Annotated in this window: 16 protein-coding genes; 9 read left to right on the top strand and 7 right to left on the bottom strand. The window is 75.0% G+C overall.

Annotated features, from left to right (window positions below):
- The first annotated feature begins 14 nt into the window (after positions 1-14).
- Complete coding sequence (locus ACGFSC_RS36805) at positions 15-506, top strand: MarR family transcriptional regulator (protein WP_359909601.1); 492 nt, start codon at positions 15-17, stop codon at positions 504-506.
- 49 nt (positions 507-555) lie between these two features.
- Here the strand turns inward: ACGFSC_RS36805 and ACGFSC_RS36800 are convergent, their stop codons facing one another.
- The gene (locus ACGFSC_RS36800) at positions 556-1269 is read right to left on the bottom strand and encodes a class I SAM-dependent methyltransferase (RefSeq protein ID WP_359909604.1); all 714 of its coding nucleotides are present in this window, start codon (positions 1267-1269) and stop codon (positions 556-558) included.
- 314 nt (positions 1270-1583) lie between these two features.
- On the opposite strand from ACGFSC_RS36800, the gene ACGFSC_RS36795 reads away from it, so the two are divergent.
- The 3 genes from ACGFSC_RS36795 to ACGFSC_RS36785 all read left to right on the top strand — a co-directional run bounded on the left by ACGFSC_RS36795 (position 1584) and on the right by ACGFSC_RS36785 (position 5669).
- Positions 1584-3674, top strand: a complete 2091-nt coding sequence (locus ACGFSC_RS36795) for an AAA family ATPase (RefSeq protein ID WP_359909607.1) — start codon at positions 1584-1586, stop codon at positions 3672-3674.
- Positions 3675-3946: 272 nt separating this feature from the next.
- On the top strand, positions 3947-4747 hold the full coding sequence (locus ACGFSC_RS36790; RefSeq protein ID WP_359909610.1) for an aldolase: 801 nt from the start codon (positions 3947-3949) through the stop codon (positions 4745-4747).
- Position 4748: 1 nt separating this feature from the next.
- A complete protein-coding gene (locus ACGFSC_RS36785; protein WP_359909613.1) occupies positions 4749-5669 on the top strand; it encodes a dihydrodipicolinate synthase family protein in 921 nt (306 codons plus the stop codon).
- A 70-nt stretch (positions 5670-5739) separates the two neighbouring features.
- Here ACGFSC_RS36785 and ACGFSC_RS36780 read toward each other — a convergent pair whose 3' ends face one another.
- Positions 5740-6315, bottom strand: a complete 576-nt coding sequence (locus tag ACGFSC_RS36780) for an XRE family transcriptional regulator (protein ID WP_359909615.1) — start codon at positions 6313-6315, stop codon at positions 5740-5742.
- 184 nt (positions 6316-6499) lie between these two features.
- Between ACGFSC_RS36780 and ACGFSC_RS36775 the strand changes: the two genes are divergently transcribed.
- Both ACGFSC_RS36775 and ACGFSC_RS36770 read left to right on the top strand, forming a co-directional pair.
- On the top strand, positions 6500-7153 hold the full coding sequence (locus ACGFSC_RS36775) for a formylglycine-generating enzyme family protein (protein WP_359909617.1): 654 nt from the start codon (positions 6500-6502) through the stop codon (positions 7151-7153).
- A 35-nt stretch (positions 7154-7188) separates the two neighbouring features.
- Positions 7189-7710 carry a GNAT family protein gene (locus ACGFSC_RS36770; RefSeq protein WP_359909619.1) on the top strand — a complete coding sequence of 174 codons (522 nt, stop codon included), beginning with the start codon at positions 7189-7191 and terminating at the stop codon, positions 7708-7710.
- 7 nt (positions 7711-7717) lie between these two features.
- Here the strand turns inward: ACGFSC_RS36770 and ACGFSC_RS36765 are convergent, their stop codons facing one another.
- Together ACGFSC_RS36765 and soxR are read right to left on the bottom strand one after the other, a co-directional pair.
- Entirely contained in the window at positions 7718-8641 is a 924-nt protein-coding gene (locus ACGFSC_RS36765; RefSeq protein WP_359909622.1) for an aminoglycoside phosphotransferase family protein, read from the bottom strand.
- 43 nt (positions 8642-8684) lie between these two features.
- A complete protein-coding gene (soxR, locus tag ACGFSC_RS36760) occupies positions 8685-9233 on the bottom strand; it encodes a redox-sensitive transcriptional activator SoxR (protein ID WP_359909625.1) in 549 nt (182 codons plus the stop codon).
- A 57-nt stretch (positions 9234-9290) separates the two neighbouring features.
- On the opposite strand from soxR, the gene ACGFSC_RS36755 reads away from it, so the two are divergent.
- Positions 9291-10007 carry a thiamine pyrophosphate-dependent enzyme gene (locus ACGFSC_RS36755; RefSeq protein WP_359909629.1) on the top strand — a complete coding sequence of 239 codons (717 nt, stop codon included), beginning with the start codon at positions 9291-9293 and terminating at the stop codon, positions 10005-10007.
- A gap of 122 nt (positions 10008-10129) precedes the next feature.
- Positions 10130-11023 (top strand): transketolase C-terminal domain-containing protein, encoded by an 894-nt coding sequence (locus ACGFSC_RS36750; RefSeq protein ID WP_359909632.1) that lies wholly within the window; start codon positions 10130-10132, stop codon positions 11021-11023.
- A 45-nt stretch (positions 11024-11068) separates the two neighbouring features.
- Here ACGFSC_RS36750 and treZ read toward each other — a convergent pair whose 3' ends face one another.
- The 3 genes from treZ to glgX form a co-directional block, all read right to left on the bottom strand.
- Positions 11069-12841 (bottom strand): malto-oligosyltrehalose trehalohydrolase, encoded by a 1773-nt coding sequence (gene treZ, locus ACGFSC_RS36745; RefSeq protein WP_359909635.1) that lies wholly within the window; start codon positions 12839-12841, stop codon positions 11069-11071.
- Entirely contained in the window at positions 12841-15348 is a 2508-nt protein-coding gene (treY, locus tag ACGFSC_RS36740; RefSeq protein ID WP_359909638.1) for a malto-oligosyltrehalose synthase, read from the bottom strand. Before treY ends, treZ begins: the two co-directional genes overlap by 1 nt.
- A gap of 171 nt (positions 15349-15519) precedes the next feature.
- Positions 15520-17643: a glycogen debranching protein GlgX gene (glgX, locus tag ACGFSC_RS36735; protein WP_359909641.1), complete on the bottom strand. Its 2124-nt coding sequence runs from the start codon at positions 17641-17643 to the stop codon at positions 15520-15522.
- A gap of 490 nt (positions 17644-18133) precedes the next feature.
- Here glgX and ACGFSC_RS36730 point away from each other — a divergent pair, with 490 nt between their 5' ends.
- Positions 18134-19324 carry an SAV2148 family HEPN domain-containing protein gene (locus ACGFSC_RS36730; protein WP_359909683.1) on the top strand — a complete coding sequence of 397 codons (1191 nt, stop codon included), beginning with the start codon at positions 18134-18136 and terminating at the stop codon, positions 19322-19324.
- Positions 19325-19337: the final 13 nt, after the last annotated feature.

Genomic DNA, 19337 nt, shown 5'->3' with positions numbered 1-19337 from the left:
AGGAGGGGTGTGCGATGTCAACGGCCGAAGGGGAATCGCGGAACACGCCGTCGTCGACCGGGGAGGGGCTCGACGACGCGGTGCGGTCGATGCTGCTGCTGATGCCCCGGCTGGTCGGGCGGGCCAAGCGGATCCCCGTCCCCGGGCCGCTGCGCGGCCTCGCACTGGCGCCCCGTCACCTGTCGCTGCTGGCCTGCCTGCTGCTGGACGGACCGATGGGCGTGAACGACCTCGCCGCCCGGCTGGAGGTCGCCCCCACCACGGTCAGCCTGATGGTCGGCGACCTCAGCCGGCAGGGCATCCTCGAACGGCGCGAGGACGAGGCCGACCGCCGGCGCCGGATCGTCGCGATCGCCCCCGCCCGGCTGCCCGCCATCGAGGCCTGGCTCGCCCCGGGGGCCGTCGCCTGGCGCACGGCCCTCGGGCCGCTCGACGCGGCGCAGCGGCGCCTGGTGGTGGACACGCTGCTGGCGTACGAGGCGGCGGTGGGGCGGGAGCGGGACTGACGGCGGCCGGTGTGCCGGGCGGGAGGCCGGTCAGTGGCCGGGAGCCCGGTCAGCGGCCGGGGGCCCGACGGAAGAGTGCGGTGAGGAGGAAGGGGACGCCGAACAGCGTCGAACCGGGGCCCTGGGCGGCCATCGGGCGGATCTCCAGCGGGGTGAACTCGCGGAACAGCGAGCGGAGTTCGTCCGGCGAGTAGGCCAGGCCGCCCTCCAGGGCGCCGAGCCGGTAGAGCTCCTCGTCGGTCCGCTCGGAGCCCGTCGCGCCGGCCGCGAAGGCGGTGACGGCGAAGTGCCCGCCCGGTGCCAGCACCCGGTCGAGCAGGGCCAGGTAACTGACCCGGCGGTGCGGCGGGAGGTGGTGCAGGCAGCCGGAGTCGTAGACCAGGTCGTAGTGGGAGTGGGGGAGCCGGGCCTCGAAGATGCTCGCCCGGTGGAACCGCAGGCCGGTGCCCGCGCCGGCCTCGCGGGCGCGCTCCTCGGCCCAGGCCACGGCGGTGGCGGAGAGGTCGACGGCGTCCACCTCGAAGCCGAGCGAGGCCAGGTGGACGGCGTTGCGGCCGGCGCCGCAGCCGAGGTCGAGCGCCCGGCCGGGGGCGAGCAGGCCGCGGTCCAGGTAGGAGGCCAGGTTCTCGTCCGGTTTCGGCGTGAAGAACGGGCGATCGGCGGACCGGTCCGCGTAGAACCGGTCCCAGAACGGTTCGGCCGGCGGGAAAAGGCCGTCGAGGAGGGCGAGGACGTCTTCGGTGGTGCGGATCGTACGGTTCATTCCGCCGATCGTAGGCCGTCCGGCGGGCGGGCGCGCGGGGCGCAAAGGCCGCTGTGCGGTGGGCTGTTGGGTCGCCGGGGCACGGTACGGCAGAGGTGTTCCGGACCCGGGCGAGCGCGTGGCGGCACCCCCGCCCCGGGCCGGGAAAGGGCATTTTCGCGGAGTGGGGAGAGGCGCCCCGGGGGCGTGCCGGAATTCCGCCGGGAAAACTGCCGTACGGGATTCGAGGGCCACATGCGAACCGGACAAGTCAACATTTACTTCTCCGGATTTCCTCTGCATAGTGGCGGGTCGAATCGAGAGGGGGCTCTTCCTTGTCGCAGATCCACGACAACGCCGCACAGCAGGTGGAGCTGGAGCGGGTGCAGGTGTCCGTCATCGGCGAGCTGTTCGACGAGCGGCTCGCCGGGGCGCGGGAGCAGCTGGGGCGGGTGCTCGCGTCGGCGGCGGACGGCGCGGGCGAGGTGTACGAGCGGGAGGTGGCGGCCGGGCGGCTGGCGGGCGAGGTGCGCCGGCTGCAGGGCGCCGAGGGCGGGCTGGTCTTCGGCCGGATCGACCTGGCGGACGGGACGGTGCTGCGGATCGGGCGGCTGGGGCTGCAACGGGACGAGGACGAGCTGCCGTTGCTGGTGGACTGGCGGGCGGAGGCGGCACGGGCCTTCTACGAGGCGACGCCGGTCCACCCCCTGGGGCTGCGGCGGCGCCGCCACCTGAGCCTGACGGGCCGCACGGTGGTCGGGGTGAGCGACGAACTGCTGGACGGTTCGGAGCCGGCCGCCGGGGACGTCGTGGGGGACGGCCCGTTGGCGGCGGCGCTGCGGGAGCGGCGGACCGGGCGGATGGGGACGGCGGTCGCCACGCTCCAGACCGAGCAGGACGCGATCGTCCGCTCCTCGCACCGCGGGGTGACGGTGGTGCAGGGCGGCCCGGGTACCGGGAAGACGGTGGTGGCGCTGCACCGCGCCGCGTACGTGCTGTACGCGTTCCCGAAGGCGGCCGAGCGCGGTGTGCTGGTGCTGGGTCCGAACGCGCGGTTCCTCGACTACATCTCCCAGGTGCTGCCCTCGCTCGGGGAGAACGACGTCGTCCTGGCGACGTGCGAGGAGCTGGCCGGCGTCGCGCCGGGCGCCGTGGACGGGTTCGGGGCGGCGCGCCTCAAGGGCGGCGCCGAACTGGCCGACGCGCTGGCCGGGTCGGTCCGCTCGCGGCAGGCCCCGGGCGGGGACTTCACCGTCCGGGTCGGGCGGGAGTGGGTCCGCCTGGAGGAGGCGGAGGTCGCCGGGGCGCGGGCGGCGGCGCAGGCGAGCGGCCTCGCCCACAACCGGGCGCGCCGGCTGTTCCTGGAGCTGCTGGTGGACTCGCTGACCGGCGCGCTGGCCCGCGGCACGGTCGAGGCGCTGGAGCGCATCGACGCCGAGGTCGCGCTGCTCACCGGCATCGACCTCGACCGGATGGCGGCCCGGGACCTGCGCAGACTCGGCGTCGACGACGAACCCGCCACGGGGGCCGACGAGTTCGACGCCGACGCCGTCCGGGCCGCGCTCCTGGACGACGCGTACGTGGACCGGGCCGTCGAGGAGCTCTGGCCGCGGCTCGTGCCGGGCGAGGTCGTCGACGCCCTGCTGGCCGACGCCGACGCACTGGCCGAGCGCCTGCCGCACCTCGGCGACGACGAGCGGGCGTCGCTGCTGCGCACGCCCGGCGCGCCGTGGGCCGACGCCGACGTGCCGCTGCTCGACGAGGCGGCGAGCCTGGTCGACGGGCCGCCCGAGCAGGCCTTCGGGCACGTCGTCATCGACGAGGCGCAGGAGCTGACGGCGATGCAGTGGCGGATGATTCTGCGCCGGTGCCCGGGCCGGTCGATGACACTGGTCGGCGACTTCGCGCAGGCGGGCCCGGCGGCGACCGCACGGGACTGGCACGAGGCGCTCGCCCCGCACGTCGGCCGCCGCTTCGACCTGCGGACGCTGACCGTCAGCTACCGGACCACGCGGGAGATCCTGGCCACCACCGGGGAGTTGCTCGGCCGGATCGCCCCGGGGCAGCCGCCGGTCCGGTCGATCCGGCACGGTGAGGAGCCCCGGACCGTCGCGGTGGCGCCGGAGCGGCTCGCCGGTGAGCTGGTGCGCGAGCTGCGGGCGCAGGCCGCCGCGCATCCGGGCGAGCTGCTCGGCGTGGTGTGCGCGGACGGCCGGACGGCGGAACTGGCGGCCGCCGGGGTCGAGCGGTACGCCCGGCTGGTCCCGGCGTCGGAGGCGCGCGGCCTGGAGTTCGACGAGGCCGTCGTGGTCGACCCGGACGGGATCGTCGCCGCCCGGCCCGCGGGCGAACGGGACCTGTACGTCGCCCTGACCCGCGCCACCAAGCGGCTGTGCACGGTCACCCTTCGGGAGGCCGGGGCGTAGCGGGGTGCCTCCGCACGGGAAGTCGGCCCGGCCGACTTCCCGTGCGGGAGGGGCCGCGTCCGGGTTCCGGGGGCCGCGTCCGGGAACCGGGGTCCTGGTAGTGGGTGACCCGTCGACGTGAGGACACAAGGTGTCCTAAAGTGAATGAAGTGTCTTCCCGGGGCTCCGCGGCGCCGCCGGGCGGGTCGCCGCTGCCCGCGGCCCGCCGGTGCGGGCCGCACCCCGCGCCCCGGCGGACCGCTCCGACCGAAGAGCGAAGGAGAACCACGGCGATGGCCGACACGTTCGAGACGGGCAAGACCGACCTGGTGGACCTGGCCCACCAGCGGATGCGGACCGCGATCCCCGACAACGACTGGACGGTGCGCCAGAAACTGGCCCTGACCTGCCGCATCCTGTTCGACGCCGGCCACGACTCCGGGCTGGCCGGCCAGATCACCGCCCGGGCCGAACGCCCGGGCACCTACTACACCCAGCGCCTGGGCCTGGGCTTCGACGAGATCACCGAGGACAACCTCCTCCTCGTCGACGAGGACCTCCACGTCCTGGAGGGCGACGGGATGGCCAACCCGGCCAACCGGTTCCACAGCTGGGTCTACCGGGCCCGTCCGGACGTCAACTGCATCATCCACACCCACCCGCTGCACGTCTCCGCGCTCTCGATGCTGGAGACCCCGCTGGTCGTCTCGCACATGGACATGTGCCCGCTCTACGACGACTGCGCCTTCCTGGACGAGTGGCCCGGCATCCCGGTCGGCAACGAGGAGGGCGAGATCATCTCCGCCGCCCTCGGCGACAAGCGCGCCCTCCTGCTCGCCCACCACGGCCAGCTGGTCGCCACCGGAACCGTCGAGGAGGCGTGCACCCTGGCCCTGCTCTTCGAGCGGGCCGCCGAGCTCCAGCTCCTCGCCGGGGCCGCCGGGAAGATCCAGGAGATCCCCGGACCGCTCGCCAGGGAGGCGCACGACTGGATCTCCACCCCCAAGCGCGGCCAGGCGAACTTCGCCTACTACGCCCGCCGCGCCCTGCGGGCCGGCCACGGCGACGCCCTCGTCACCCGGAAGGACTCCTGAGATGCCCGCGACCACCCTGGAAGGGATCATCGCCTACCCGGTGACCCCGTTCTCCGCGGCCGACGGCGGCCCGGACCTCGACCGGCTCACCGAGCTGATCGACCGGCTGGTCCGCTCCGGCTGCCACGCCATCGCCCCGCTCGGCTCCACCGGCGAGAGCGCCTACCTCGACGACCAGGAGTGGTACACCGCCGCCGAGGCGTCGGTGGCGGCCGTCGCCGGCCGGGTGCCCACCGTCGTCGGCATCGCCGACCTCACCACCCGCAGCGCCGTCCGCCGCGCCCGGTTCGCCGAACGGGCCGGCGCCGACGTGGTGATGGTGCTGCCGCTCTCGTACTGGCGGCTGGACGAACGCGAGATCACCCGGCACTACACCGAGATCGCCGACGCGATCGGCATCCCGCTGATGATCTACAACAACCCCGCCACCGCCGGGGTCGACCTCCGCCCGGAACTCATGCACCGGCTGGTCGACCAGGTGGAGAACATCACCATGGTCAAGGAGAGCAGCGGCGACATCCAGCGGATGCACCGGCTCACCCAGCTCTCCGACGGCGCCCTGCCGTTCTACAACGGCTCCAACCCGCTGGCCCTGGAGGCGTTCGCGGCCGGCGCGGCCGGCTGGTGCACGGCCGCACCCTGCCTCATCCCGGAGCTCACCCTCGACCTGTACCGGGCGGTGCGCGCCGGTGACCCGGAAACGGCCCGCCGGGTGTTCTACCGGCAGCTGCCGGTGCTGCAGTTCCTGCTCGGCGGGGGTCTGCCGACCACGGTGAAGGCGGGCCTGGCCCTGTGCGGCCTGGACGTCGGCGAGCCCCGGCACCCCTTGCTGCCGCTGGACGGGGCGCGGACGGCGCAGCTGTCCGCGCTGCTGTCCGCGGCGGGCGTCGCCCTGGCGGACGGCGCCGGGCCGAAGGCCTGACAGCGGCGTGGGGCCGCCCTGAAGCCGGGCTCGGGACGGTTTCAGGGCGGCCCCGGGCCCGCCGGGCCCGTCAGGGCAGGGTGGGAACCCGGTCCGAGGGGCCGTCCGGGTCGTCGTGGATGACCACGAGGATCTCGGCCGGCTCCGGCCCGGTGCTCCGGCAGCGGTGGGGCAGCGCCGAGTTGAAGTACACGCTGTCCCCGGGGCCGAGTTCGACGCTCCGCTCGGGGAACTCCAGCACGGCGGTGCCCGCGTGGACGAAGAAGAACTCCTCGCCCGTGTGCGACTTGAACGGCGGGTCCGCCGGCTCGGTCGGCGGGTACATCATGAACGGCACCATCCGCTTGCCGCTGAGCCCGGTCGCGATGCCCTCGTAACGGGAGACGCCGGAGCCCGCCCCGGTGCCGACGGGAGTGCGCTCACCGGCCCGGACGACGGTGACGAGCTCGGGCTCCACCTCGTCCGAGAAGAGCCGGCCGACGTCGACCTTGAGGGCGTGGGCCAGCTTGAGCGCCGTCGAGATCGACGGGTCGCTGATGCCGCGCTCGACCTTGGAGAGGTAGCTCTTGGTGACGCCGACCTGCTCGGCGAGTGCCTCCAGGCTGAGCCGGTTCTGCTTCCTCAGCACCCGCAACCTGCCGGCCATGCGCCACCTCTCACCCACGGAATCGTCCGGTCCATTATCGGTCCGGCGTGCGGGGAAGCGCGGTTGCGGTGCCGGTCGGTGCCGGTCGGTGCCCGGTGGTCGTCCGGTGGCCGGCCGGGCCGGGGGGCGGGGCGTTCCTGCGGCCCGTCCGACCGGACCCGCAGAAACGCCCTAGGATCGCCGGATGATCACCGTACCGTCCGGCCGGGTCACCCTCTCCGACCGTCGCACCCGGCGCAGTTGGGCCGTCGACGTCGCCCCGTTCCGGCTGGCGGCCTGTCCGGTGACCCGCGAGCAGTACGAGGGCGCGACCGGCGACCGCCGCCCCGCGCACAGCGTCTCCTGGCTGGACGCCGTCCGCCACTGCAACGAGCTGTCCCGGCGCGAAGGCCTCGCACCCGCCTACGAGGTGGACGGCGAGGACGTCTCCTGGGACCGCGCCGCCGACGGCTACCGGCTGCCCACCGAGGCCGAATGGGAACACGCCTGCCGCGCCGGCACGGACGGCCCGCGCTACGGCCCGCTGGACGACATCGCCTGGTACCGCGGCAACTCGGGCGAGCGCCCGCACGAGGTGGGCGGGCTGCGCCCGAACGCCCACGGGCTGTACGACCTGCTCGGCAACGTCTGGGAGTGGTGCTGGGACCGGTACGACCCCGAGGTGTACGGCGAGTACCGCGTCCTGCGCGGCGGCGGCTGGTTCGACGAGCACTGGAGCTGCCGCGCCTCCGTCCGCCGCCGGAGCCACCCGACGCTGCGGATCGACGACGTGGGATTCCGGCTCGCCCGCTCGATCCACAGCCTGCCGCGCACCGGTCCCCGGCCGCCGCTCGGTTGAGGAACCGTCGCGTCCGCTCGGGCGTTGGCGCCTGCATGAGTGAAGAATCAGTGTCCCTGCGCCCGATAGCCGAGGCCGACCTCCCCGTGGTCGAGGGACTGGTGAACGACCCGGAGATGCTGGGGGAGTTCCAGTGGTACGGCTGGCGCGATCCGCAGCGGTACCGCCGCCGGTGGCTGGAGAGCGGGCTGCTGGAGGAGGGGCAGTGGATGCTCGCGGTCGAGGTCGGGGGCAGGTTCGGCGGTTTCGTCGCCGCCAACCGCAGCGGGGTGCGGCCGTCCGCCCCGTACTGGAGCATCGGCGTGCAGCTGCTGCCGCACGTGCGCGGGCGCGGCATCGGCACCCGGGCCCAACGGCTGCTGGTGGACCACCTGTTCGCGCACTCCCCGGTGATGCGGCTGGAGGCGGACACCGAGGCGGGCAACCTGGCCGAGCAGCGCGTCCTGGAGAAGCTCGGCTTCACCCGGGAGGGCGTGCAGCGCGCGGTGACCTTCCGGGCCGGCGCGTGGCGCGATGTCGTCCGGTACAGCCTGCTGCGCACCGACCCGCGTCCGTAGGGCGTGCCTAGGCGATCCCGAACCACTCCTCGGCGAGGGCGTCCAGCGTCCGTGCCGAGGGCTTCAACTCCCGCAGGTACCACGGCAGGTTGCTGTACACGTGGAGCAGGGTGCACGCCATCAGCAGCCTGGGCTCGAAGCGGCGGCCGTAGGCGTTCAGCAGGTGGCCGAGCAGGTGCGGGTCGGCCCGGGTGGTGAAGAGTCCGACGGCGACCAGGTCGTAGGCCGGGTCGCCGATCATCGCGGGCTCGAAGTCGATCAGGCCGGTGAGGCGCCAGCCGTCGGCCGGGTCGGTGAGCAGGTGCTCGCGCATGAACTCGGTGTGCAGCAGCGAGCGCCCGGGGGCGGCGGGGAGCGGGGCGGCGGCGAGGAAGTCCGGGATCTGCTCCAGCCACTCCCGCGCCAGCCCGCGTTCGCGCTGGCGGGCCACCGCGCCCGCGGCCCGGCGGGCCAGGAAGGCCGGCCAGTCGCCGGGGCCGAGGACGTCGGCGAGCGGCTCGGGGTCGAGGGCGTGCAGGGCGGCGAGCGCCTCGCCGCAGCGGCGGGCGATCCGCTCGCGGTCGGGCGGCGGGATGCGCGGCCAGGCCGGGGCGAGGCCCTCGCCGGGCAGACGGGACATCAGGACGTGGCGCCAGCCGTTGACGTACTCGCCGGCCTCGTGGACGGTCGGGGTGGGGATCGGCAGCGCGCCGTCCAGGCGGGTGAGCACGCGCTCCTCGACGATGCCGTCCCGGGCGGCGGCGGCCGGGAACAGCTTGAGCACCAGCGCGTCGCCGACCGCGTAGACCGGCACGGAGCCCTCCGGGAAGCGCTCCAGGGGCAGGCCCCCGACGCCCAGCCGGGCGCAGAGCGCCTCGGCGCCGGGGCGCATCACCGTCTCGTCGGGGACGACCGCGTCCCACTCCTCGTCCGTCAGCACCAAGGGCAGCACCGGCGTACCGTAGGCGGGCGAACGGCCCCGGCGCAAAGGGTTTTCAGTGCCCCTCCGGGCGGGTGCCGCAGGTCTCCATGCCCGACGGGACCGGTTCGGGCCCGCCGTCCGGGTCGCGGGTGAGCAGGTAGCGGGCGCCGGGGCCGGCCTCGCCGGCGCGGTCGGCGGCGTTGTAGAGGGCGCAGCGGGAGAGGGACAGGCAGCCGCAGCCGATGCAGCCGGTGAGCTTGGCCTTGAGCCGTTGGAGTTCGGCGATCTGCTCGTCGATCCGGCTCTGCCAGGACGCGGCGACCCGGTCCCACTCGGTGCCGCTGGGGGCCGGGCGCTCGGGGAGGCGGTCGAGGGCGACCTTCGCCTCGTCCAGGGAGAGGCCCACCCGCTGGGCGGCGCGGATGAAGGCGATCCGGCGCAGCGTGCCGCGGGTGTAGCGGCGCTGGCCGCCGGAGGTGCGGGTGGCCTGGATCAGGTCGAGGCTCTCGTAGTAGCGCAGCGCGGAGGCGGCGAGGCCACTGCGGCGGGCGAGTTGGCCGATGGTGAGCAGGTCGCCGTGGTGCGGGCCGGGGGCCCGGCGGCCGTCGGAGTGGGCGGTCATGGGAACCCACTGTAGCCGCTTGACCTCAAGTCGGCTTTAAGGTGCAGCATCGTGGTCATGACGACGAACGCGACCGGCACGACCGCGACCGGCACCCGATTCGAGGACCTGCCCGCCCTGATGGCGCTGATGACCGGCGCCGAGAAGCACGGCCCGGCCGCCACCTCCACCCTGGACGCGCTCTGGGTGCTGTACGACCGGGTGCTGCGGGTGACCCCGGAGACCGCCGAGGCCCAGGACCGCGACCGCTTCCTGCTCTCCAAGGGCCACGGCCCGATGGCGTACTACGCCGTACTGGCGGCCAAGGGCTTCCTCGACCCGGCCGTGCTGCCGAGCTTCGGCGGCTACGACTCGCCGCTCGGCCACCACCCGGACCGCACCCTGCTCGCGGGCGTCGAGATCGCCTCCGGCTCGCTCGGACACGGCCTGCCGCTGGCCGTCGGCACCGCGCTCGGGCTGCGGGCGCAGGGCCTGACCGACCCGGCGGTGTGGGTGCTGGTCGGCGACGCGGAGTTCGACGAGGGCTCCAACGCCGAGGCGGTGGCCTTCGCCGGGGCCTACGGGCTGGAGCGGCTGCACGTGGTGGTGATCGACAACTCCTCGGCCACGCACGGCTGGCAGGGCGGCATCGCCCAGCGCTTCGCGGCCGAGGGCTGGTCGACCGCCACGGTGGACGGGCGCGACCACGGGGCGCTGCACCGCGCGTACACCGCGGAGCACCCGGGCCGCCCGCACGTGGTGGTCGCCCGGGTCGAACCCAAGGAGCAGCACTGAGCACCCGGCGGCGGCCCCGGCCCGTCGGGCCCGGGCCCGACGACACCACAGTCCGCCCCGCCACGACCCGCCCCGCCACGACCGATCAGGCCAAGACCGAGCCCCCGAGAGGAACTTCACCGATGGACACCATGCGCGAGCGCTTCGTGGACGTGACCACCCGCCTGCTGGACGAGGACCCCCGGCTGGCCGTGGTGCTCGCCGACATCACCGCCGCCGCCTTCGCCCCGGCACAGCGGCGCCACCCCGACCGGGTGGTCAACGTCGGCATCCGCGAGCAGCTGCTGATCGGCGCGACGGGCGGCCTGGCGCTCACCGGGATGCGTCCGATCGCCCACACCTTCGCCAGCTTCCTGATCGAGCGGCCCTTCGAACAGGTCAAGCTGGACCTCGTCCACCAGGGCGTCGGCGCCGTGCTGGTGAGCGCGGCGGGCTCGTACGACTGGCCGGCCGGCGGCCGCACCCACATGTCCCCGGGCGACGTCGCCCTGCTGGACACCCTGCCGGACTGGACGGTCCACGTCCCCGGCCACCCGGACGAGGCCGAGCAACTGCTGCGCCACGCCTACGCGGACGGCGACCGCAATGTGTACGTCCGGCTCTCGGAGCACCGGAACGCGGCCGCGGTGCCGGTCGAGCCGGGCCGCTTCACCACCGTCCGGTCCGGCTCGCGCGGAGCCGTGCTCGCCGTCGGGCCGATGCTGGACGCGGTGCTCGCGGCCACCGAGGGCCTGGACGTCGCCGTGCTGTACGCGGCGACGGTGCGCCCCTTCGACGCCGCCGGGCTGCGCGCGGCGCTCGGCGACCGGGCGGACGTGGTGCTGGTCGAGCCGTACCTGGCGGGCACCTCCGCGAACGAGGCGCACGCGGCGCTCGCCGACCGCCCGCACCGGGTGCTGGGCCTGGGGGTGCCGCGCGAGGAGCACCGGCACTACGGCTCGATCGCGGAGCACCTGGCCGCCTACGGCCTGGACGCCCCGGCGCTCCGGGAGCGGATCGGCACCTTCCTCCGGTGAGCCCGGCCGCTACGGTGAGCCCGGCCGCTCCGGTGGGCCCGGCCGCTACGGTGGGGCCGTCGTGCCGGCGGGCGTCCGGCCGGGCCGCACGGCGACGACCGCCACCGCGTCCGCCGCCAGCCGCACCGCCGTCCCCTCCAGCTCCGCCGCCCCGAAGGCCGCCACCACCTCGCGCCCGGTGGCCCCGAGCGGCAGCGCGGCCCCGTCCGGCCCGAGGTTGACGGCGATCCGGTACGGCCCCCGGTGCACCACCAGCCGGCCCGCCGCCTCGTCGAAGTCCGCGCGCACCGCGCCGAGGTCGGGGTCGGACAGCTCCGGGTGCTCGCGCCGCAGCCGGATCAACGTCCGGTACCACGTGAGCAGTTCGGCGTGGGGGGCGCGCCGGAGCTCGGTCCAGTCGAGGACCGAGCGCAGTACGGTGGCCGGCTCCTGGGGGTCTGGGACGGCCTCGGCGGCCCAGCCGTGCCCGGTGAACTCCCGGCGCCGGCCCTGCCGGACGGCCTCGGCGAGGTCCGGGTCGGTGTGGTCGGTGAAGTACTGCCAGGGGGTGGCGGCGCCCCACTCCTCGCCCATGAAGAGCATCGGGGTGAACGGTGAGGTGAGCACCAGCGCCGCGCCGCAGGCGAGCCGGCCGGGCGAGAGGCTGGTGGAGACGCGGTCCCCCAGCGCCCGGTTGCCGACCTGGTCGTGGGTCTGGAGGTAGCCGAGCAGCCGGTGGCCGTTGCCGGGCGGGGTGAACGGGCGTCCGTGCCGGCGGCCGCGGAACGAGGACCAGGTGCCGTCGTGGAAGAACCCCCGGGTGAGCGTCTTGGCGAGGGCGGCGAGCGGCGCGTGCGCGAAGTCCCCGTAGTAGCCCTGGGATTCGCCGGTGAGCGCGCAGTGCAGGGCGTGGTGGAAGTCGTCGCTCCACTGCGCGGTGAGGCCCTGTCCGCCCGCCTCGGGCGGGGCGGTGGTGGCCGGGGTGTTGAGGTCGGACTCGGCGATCAGGAACAGCGGCCGGTTGGTGGCGACCGCCAACCTCCCCACCTCGGCGGAGAGTTCCTCCAGGAAGTGGACGGCCCGGTCGTCCGCGAGGGCGTGCACGGCGTCCAGCCGCAGCCCGTCGATGCGGTAGTCGCGCAGCCAGGCCAGCGCGCTGCCGATCAGGTAGGCGCGCACCTCGTCCGAGCCGGGCGCGTCCAGGTTGACCGCCGAGCCCCACGGGGTGTGGTGCCGGTCGGTGAAGTACGGGCCGTACGCGGGAAGGTGGTTGCCGGACGGGCCGAGGTGGTTGTGCACCACGTCGAGCACCACTCCGAGGCCCTTGCGGTGGGCGGCGTCCACGAAGCGCTTGAGCCCCTCGGGCCCGCCGTAGGGCTCGTGGACGGCCCAGGGCGAGACCCCGTCGTAGCCCCAGCCGTGCCGGCCGGGGAACGGGCAGACCGGCATCAGCTCGACGAAGTCCACGCCCAACTCGACCAGGTGGTCCAGGCGTTCGGCGGCGGCGTCGAAGGTGCCGCGGGCGGTGAAGGTGCCCACGTGCAGCTCGTACAGCACCGCGCCGGGCAGCGCCCGGCCGCGCCGGCCGGGCCGCGACCAGCGGAACGCGGCGTGGTCCACCGCGCGGCTGGGCCCCTCCGGGCCGTGCGGCTGCCGGGCCGAGCGCGGGTCGGGCAGCGGCGGGCCGTCGTCCAGCCGGAAGGCGTAGTCGCCCGCCGGGGCCTCGCCGGACCACCAGCCGTCCCGGTCCGGGCAGCGGGCCAGGTCGTAGCCGAAGCCGTTGACGTCGACCCGCACGCGGGAGGCGGCGTTGGGCGCCCACACCTCGTAGCGCGGCATCAGTCCCTCCTCGTCAGCAGGGCCACCGGCAGGGCCGCCAGCAGCTCCGCCACCGGCACCGTGCCCGCCGGGAGGCCGCGCCCGGTCAGCTCGTCCGTCCAGGGCCCGCCGGCCGGCAGCTCCAGCACGGTGTCGCGCCAGCCGCCGGCCCGCTCCAGCCCGTACGGCAGCCGGGTGACGGCGGTGACCACGTCCCCGCCCCGGGCGAAGGCCAGCAGGTGGTCACCGGCGGGGCCCGCGGCGTGCAGCGGCCGGTACGGGCCGAGCGGGCGGGTGCGGCGCAGGTGCAGCGCGGTGGCGGTGAGGTGCAGCTTCTCCCGGGCGAGGTCGCCGGGGCGCGGCGCGGCCGCGTCGGTGAGCCGCACGGCGAGCGCGCCGAAGTCCACCACGCCCCGGTTGTCCGGGTCGACCAGGGTGTACAGCGGCTCCTCGCTGCCCTGGTAGAGGTCCGGCACGCCCGGCACGGTGAGGTGCAGCAGCGCGGCGGCCAGGGTGTTGGCGCGGGCGTACGGGGCGAGGGCGTGGACGGCGCCCTCGATCCGGGGGAGCAGCCCGGGGTTGGCGTGGACCGCGCGGGCGCGCTGCTCCAGGGCCCGCTCGTAGCGGGGGTCGGGGGTGGTCCAGGAGGTGTGGAGCTTGGCCTCGCGGGCGGACTTGAGCAGGGCGGCGACCAGCCGGTCCGGGTCGATCGGCCAGGCGGCGACCAGGGTGTGCCACAGCAGCCAGTCGGCGTCCGGGTCGAAGCCGGGTCCGGCGGCGGTGGACCAGGCGGCGGCCTCGGCGGCCCAGGCGTCCGGCCGCTCGGCGAGCACGGCGAGCCGGGCCCGGGCGTCGGCGCTGCGCTTGGTGTCGTGGGTGGACAGCACCGTCATGCTGTGCGGCCAGGCGCGCTCCAGGTAGCGGCACCAGTCGTGGAAGTCCGCGGGACGCAGTCCGGGCCGGGCGGGCTCGCCGCCGACCTCGTTGAGGCCGGGCAGGGCGTTCCAGCGGTAGAAGGCGGTGTCCTCGACGCCCTTGGCGGCCACCGCGGCGGCGGTCTGGGCGAAGCGGGTGCAGAACTCGTCCTTGTCGGCGCCCCGGCCCAGCTCGCCGAGCGCGAGCGCGGCCACCAGCCGGTCGGTCGGGTCGGCGGAGCCCTCCAGGGCGGCCCGCAGCTGCTGCGCCGAGGCGGCCGGGACCGCCTCGCCGGGCCGGGCGTACGGCCGGTACGCCGGGTAGCCGGTGAGCAGCCGGCCGAGCGCGGCCCGCAGCTGCCCCGGCGAGTGGTCGGCGTGCGCGGGCTCGGCGGCGCCGATCCGCAGCGCGATCCGCACCAGCCGGTCGACCTCGGCGGCGAGTTCGCCGTCCGGCCCGGCCATGTCGGCCCGCCCGCGGCGGGCTTCGGCGACGGCGGGGTGGGGGTCCGCGCAGACGTCCCGGACCGGGCCGCCGTGCCGGAAGGACTCGTACGCCCCGGCCAGCCGGCAGGCGCCCGCGTGGTCGGTGAGCACGCCGTCGATCCGGCGCAGCGCGTCGTAGCCGGTGGTGCCGGCCACCGGCCAGTCCTCGGGCAGCCGCTCCTCGCCGGTGAGGATCTTCTCGACCACGACGTACGCCCCGGCCGCGCCCCCCGCCTGCCCGCCGGTGGTGCCCGGCTCCCCGCCGGTGGCCGCTGCCAGGCGCCGCAGGTAGCCGCGCGGGTCGGCGAGCCCGTCCGGGTGGTCGATCCGGAAGCCGTCCAGGACGCCGTCCGCGTGCAGTCCGAGCAGGACGGCGTGGGTGGCGGCGAACACCTCCGGGTCCTCGGCCCGCAGGGCGATCAGCTCGTTGACGGTGAAGAAGCGCCGGTAGTTGAGCTCGGTGCGGGCCAGGCGCCACCAGGCGAGCCGGTACCACTGGCGGCCGAGCAGCTCGGGCAGCGGCAGCTCCTCGGTGCCGGGGCGCAGCGGCAGCTCGTGCTCGTGGTAGCGCAGCACGCCCCCCGCCGGGCGGCCGGGAGGCGCCCCCACGGCGTCCACGGTGAGCTGGTCCAGGACGGCGCCGAGCCGGTCGCCGAGCAGCGGCAGCAGCACCCGGCCGCGCCCGGGGGCGTCGGCGGGGCCGGCCTGGGCGGTCCAGTCGATGTCGAACCAGCGCGCGTACGGCGAGTCGGGACCGTCGCGCAGCACCTGCCACAGCGGCCGGTTGAGCCGTTCGGGGGCGGGCACGGCCATGTGGTTGGGCACCACGTCGGCGATCAGCCGCAGGCCGTGGCGGTGCGCGGCGGCGGCCAGTTCGCGCAGTGCCGGCTCGCCGCCGAGCTGCTCGCTGATCCGGGTGTGGTCGACGGTGTCGTAGCCGTGGGTGGAGCCGGGGACGGCCTCCAGCAGCGGGGACAGGTGCAGGTGGGAGACGCCGAGGGCGGCCAGGTAGGGGACGGCGCCGGTGGCGTCGCGGAGGGTGAAGCCGGGCTGGAGCTGGAGGCGGTACGACGACGAGGGGACGGTGGCGGCCGGGCGGGGCTGCGCGGGCTCGGCGGCGGGGGTCATAGCTCCATAGGTACCCGGGGGAGGCCGCCGCCAAGACCCGCTGCTGGCCCGAACAGGTGACCGCCCCCGGCCGTCCGAAGGGCCCGCGCCGCGTCCGGCGACCGGCCCGGCCGGGCGCCGCGGCACCGCCGGCACGGGCGCCCGGGTCAAGGCCCGCGCGGACCGGAGCACCTAGGCGGGCCGCTGCAGCACCATCAGCGAGCGGTCGGTGAGCCAGAGGGCGTCCCCGGCCTTGACCCGGGCGCCGGTGCCGGGGGCGGGCAGCCGGGGCCGGGCGGTGTCGACCACGACCTGCCACTCCTGCCCGTGGTCGGCGGGCACGGTGAACTCCAGCGGTTCGGAGTGGGCGTTGAACATCAGCAGGAAGGAGTCGTCGACGATCCGGCCGCCGCGCCGGTCCGGTTCGGAGATCGCGTAGCCGTTGAGGAAGACGGTCAGCGACTTGGCGTAGCTGGTGCCCCAGTTGCGCTTGGTCATCTCCTCCCCGGTCGGGGTGAACCAGGCGATGTCGGTGAGGTCGTCGAAGCCGCCGGAGGCGGACACCGGCCGCCCGTGGAAGAACCGCCGCCTCCGGAAGACCGGGTGGTCGCGGCGCAGCCAGATCATCCCCTGGGTGAACTCCAGCAGCCGCGCCTGCGGCCCGTCGCCCTCGGGCCAGTGCACCCAGGTGAGTTCGTTGTCCTGGCAGTAGGCGTTGTTGTTGCCCAGCTGGGTGCGGCAGAGCTCGTCGCCGTGCGAGAGCATCGGCACGCCCTGGGAGAGCATCAGGGTGGCGATGAAGTTGCGCTGCTGGCGCTCCCGCAGCTCCTCGACGGCCGGGTCGGCGGCGGGGCCCTCGGTGCCGCAGTTCCAGGAGCGGTTGAAGGACTCGCCGTCCCGGTTGTCCTCGCCGTTGGCGTCGTTGTGCTTCTCGTTGTACGAGACCAGGTCGCGCAGGGTGAAACCGTCGTGGCAGGTCACGAAGTTGATCGAGGCGATCGGGCGGCGGCCGTCGTCCTGGTAGAGGTCGGCGGAGCCGGTGAGCCGGGAGCCGAACTCGGCGAGGGTGGCGTTCTCGCCGCGCCACAGGTCCCGCACGGTGTCCCGGTACATGCCGTTCCACTCCGTCCACAGCGGGGGGAAGTTGCCCACCTGGTAGCCGCCCTCGCCGAGGTCCCAGGGTTCGGCGATCAGCTTGGCCTGGGAGACCACCGGGTCCTGCTGGACCAGGTCGAAGAAGGAGGACAGCCGGTCCACCTCGTGGAACTGCCGGGCGAGGGTGGCGGCGAGGTCGAAGCGGAAGCCGTCCACGTGCATCTCGGTGACCCAGTAGCGCAGCGAGTCCATGATCAGCTGGAGCACGTGCGGGCTGCGCATCAGCAGGCTGTTGCCGGTGCCGGTGGTGTCCTCGTAGAAGCGCTGGTCGCGGGCGAGGCGGTAGTAGGAGACGTTGTCCAGGCCGCGCAGCGACAGCGTCGGCCCCAGGTGGTTGCCCTCGGCGGTGTGGTTGTAGACGACGTCCAGGATCACCTCGATACCGGCCGCGTGCAGCGCCTTGACCATGGACTTGAACTCCTGCACCTGCTGGCCGCGGTCGCCGGTGGAGGAGTAGGAGGAGTGCGGGGCGAAGAAGCCGACGGTGTTGTAGCCCCAGTAGTTGGCGAGGCCGAGGTCCCGCAGCCGGTGGTCGCGGACGAACTGGTGCACCGGCATCAGCTCGATCGCGGTGACGCCGAGCTTGGCCAGGTGCTCGATCACCGCCGGGTGGGCCAGGCCCGCGTACGTCCCGCGGATCTCCTCGGGGATGCCGGGGTGCAGCCGGGTCAGGCCCTTGACGTGGGCCTCGTAGATGACGGTGCGGTGGTAGTCGGTGCGCGGCGGCCGGTCGGTGCCCCAGTCGAAGTACGGGTTGATCACCACCGAGTGCATGGTGTGCGGGGCGGAGTCCAGGTCGTTGCGGCGCTCGGGGGCGCCGAAGTGGTAGCCGTAGACCGACTCGTCCCAGTCGATGTGCCCGCTCATCGCTTTGGCGTACGGGTCCAGCAGCAGCTTGGCGCTGTTGTGCCGCTGGCCCAGGCCCGGATTGTACGGGCCGTGCACGCGGAAGCCGTAGCGCTGGCCGGGCTGGACGCCCGGGAGGTAGGCGTGCCGGACGAAGGCGTCCGTCTCGCGCAGCTCGACGGCCGTCTCGGAGCCGTCCTCGGCGATCAGGCACAGCTCGATCCGGTCGGCGCTCTCGGAGAACACGGCGAAGTTGGTGCCGGCCCCGTCGTAGGTGGCGCCGAGCGGGTAGGGCGTACCGGGCCAGACCTGCATGACTTCTCAACTTCCTTGCTGCCGACGGAAACTGACGTGTGCTCCGACAACGGGACCGGCCGCATGCCGGGGCCCGGACGCTCTCTTCCCGGCCGGGCGGCCGGGCATGTGCGTGACCGTGCGCCGTGACGCACGGCACAGCCGCCGTGACGCGCGGCACAGGGCATACTCCCCGAGCCCCTCCCCGGGGGCCGGGACATCCGGCCCGGGTTGGGCCGAACGAGCGCCCGTCGAGCATTCGTGTGAAGAGTGCTCCGGTGGTGCGGGAGGGGCCCCGGGCAACCGGCTGCGATCGGCTCGCGGCGGGCAGTACCCTTGATCGTCCGGCCGCCCGGGGCGGGCCGACAGGCTTTCGACGGTCCCCGCGCCCGCGGGGGCCGGCCGCAGCAACCAGATGAGGTGGCGCATGGTGTTCCCCGCCGGCGGCCGTGGTTCCGGGCCCGGCGGCCCCGACCGGGGCGCGACCCGCAGCGAGGCGCCCACGGTGGTCATGCGTCCCACCCTGACCGGCCGGGCCCTGGTGCCCGCCCAGGGCGGCCCGGTCGAGATACCCGCACTGGCCTGGTCGGCCGGCGAATGGGAGGACGCCTACCAGCGGGTCCGGCTGTCCGGCCGCGCCTACGTCTGGCTCAACCTGGTCGAACAGCGGCTGCGCGCCCTGGTCGACGAGGTGCTGCACCCGATCTACGCACCCGCCCACGGCGAGGACTGGGTCACCGCCGCCGCCGGGCCGGCCGGCGAGGAGTGGGCGCACCGGGCCGGGGCCGTGCGCGAGGTCAGCCGCCGCAAGGGCTACCTCCTCGACCCGGCCGACGACGACCCGCTGGTCTTCCTCACCCTGCCCCAGCTGCGCGAACTGATGGTGCAGCACTGGCCCTGCTTCGAGCCGTACCTGGCCGACCGGCGCGAGATCGAGCTGGCGCTCGACGAGCTGGAGGTGGCCCGGCACGTGGTCTCCCGCAACCGGGTGCTCACCCAGACCGTGCTGGCCCAGACCGAGCGGGCCGCCGCCCGGCTGCTGGCCGTGCTGGACGGGGGCGCCGGCGGGGTGCCCGCCGACGTGGTCGAGTCCCTGGTGGCCGGCCGGTACGCGGACGTCGTCGCCGTGCACGCCGACCGGGTCCGGCTCCAGCGCGACCTCCCCGTCGAGGACCTGCTGGACGGCGCCCGGCGCCTCGACGCCCTCGGCATCGGCCTCGGCATGCTCTGCCAGAACTACACCGGCAAGCGCCTGGTGCGCCTGGCCGGCGAAGGCTGCCGGGTGCGGCTGCTCTTCCTCAACCCGGCGAGCAGCGCGGTGCGCCGCCGCGAACGCGAACTCGGCCTCGGCCGGAGCGAGTTGTCGCGCTCCATCGAGATGAACATCATGCACGTGCGGCGGGTGCGGGCCCGGCTGCGGGACCAGGGAGGCTTCGAGATCCGGGTCTTCGACGAAACCCCGCGCTTCACCGCCTACCTGGTCGAGGGCCCCCGCACGGCCGGCCAGGCGGGCGGCCGCCGGCAGGGCCGCGACCTCGGCGTCATCCAGCCCTACCTGCGCCGCGCCCGCGGCATGGAGTCCCCGGCCCTGGTGCTGCGCGGCGGCGCCGGCCAGCAGCCCGGCGGCACCGAGGCGGGACTGCTGGAGGTCTACCGCGAGGAGTTCGAGGGCGTCTGGGCCGACTCCCGGCCGGTGTCCTGACGAAAACGGCTGG

Origin of the sequence: Kitasatospora sp. NPDC048715, from assembly GCF_043198905.1 — a bacterium.
GTDB lineage: Bacteria > Actinomycetota > Actinomycetes > Streptomycetales > Streptomycetaceae > Kitasatospora > Kitasatospora lactacystinica.
The sequence above is the reverse complement of the archived record's forward strand: the minus strand, read 5'-3'. Positions and strand labels throughout refer to the sequence as shown.

Excerpts from the sequence above, each read along its gene's own strand:
- ACGFSC_RS36785 (WP_359909613.1), top strand. The coding sequence starts at position 4,749 with ATGCCCGCGACCACCCTGGAAGGGATCATCGCCTACCCGGTGACCCCG.
- ACGFSC_RS36755 (WP_359909629.1), top strand. The coding sequence starts at position 9,291 with ATGACGACGAACGCGACCGGCACGACCGCGACCGGCACCCGATTCGAG.
- ACGFSC_RS36780 (WP_359909615.1), bottom strand. The coding sequence starts at position 6,315 with ATGGCCGGCAGGTTGCGGGTGCTGAGGAAGCAGAACCGGCTCAGCCTG.
- ACGFSC_RS36730 (WP_359909683.1), top strand. The coding sequence starts at position 18,134 with ATGCGTCCCACCCTGACCGGCCGGGCCCTGGTGCCCGCCCAGGGCGGC.
- ACGFSC_RS36750 (WP_359909632.1), top strand. The coding sequence starts at position 10,130 with ATGGACACCATGCGCGAGCGCTTCGTGGACGTGACCACCCGCCTGCTG.
- treZ (WP_359909635.1), bottom strand. The coding sequence starts at position 12,841 with ATGCCGCGCTACGAGGTGTGGGCGCCCAACGCCGCCTCCCGCGTGCGG.
- treY (WP_359909638.1), bottom strand. The coding sequence starts at position 15,348 with ATGACCCCCGCCGCCGAGCCCGCGCAGCCCCGCCCGGCCGCCACCGTC.
- ACGFSC_RS36775 (WP_359909617.1), top strand. The coding sequence starts at position 6,500 with ATGATCACCGTACCGTCCGGCCGGGTCACCCTCTCCGACCGTCGCACC.
- glgX (WP_359909641.1), bottom strand. The coding sequence starts at position 17,643 with ATGCAGGTCTGGCCCGGTACGCCCTACCCGCTCGGCGCCACCTACGAC.
- ACGFSC_RS36800 (WP_359909604.1), bottom strand. The coding sequence starts at position 1,269 with ATGAACCGTACGATCCGCACCACCGAAGACGTCCTCGCCCTCCTCGAC.
- soxR (WP_359909625.1), bottom strand. The coding sequence starts at position 9,233 with ATGACCGCCCACTCCGACGGCCGCCGGGCCCCCGGCCCGCACCACGGC.
- ACGFSC_RS36805 (WP_359909601.1), top strand. The coding sequence starts at position 15 with ATGTCAACGGCCGAAGGGGAATCGCGGAACACGCCGTCGTCGACCGGG.
- ACGFSC_RS36770 (WP_359909619.1), top strand. The coding sequence starts at position 7,189 with ATGAGTGAAGAATCAGTGTCCCTGCGCCCGATAGCCGAGGCCGACCTC.
- ACGFSC_RS36790 (WP_359909610.1), top strand. The coding sequence starts at position 3,947 with ATGGCCGACACGTTCGAGACGGGCAAGACCGACCTGGTGGACCTGGCC.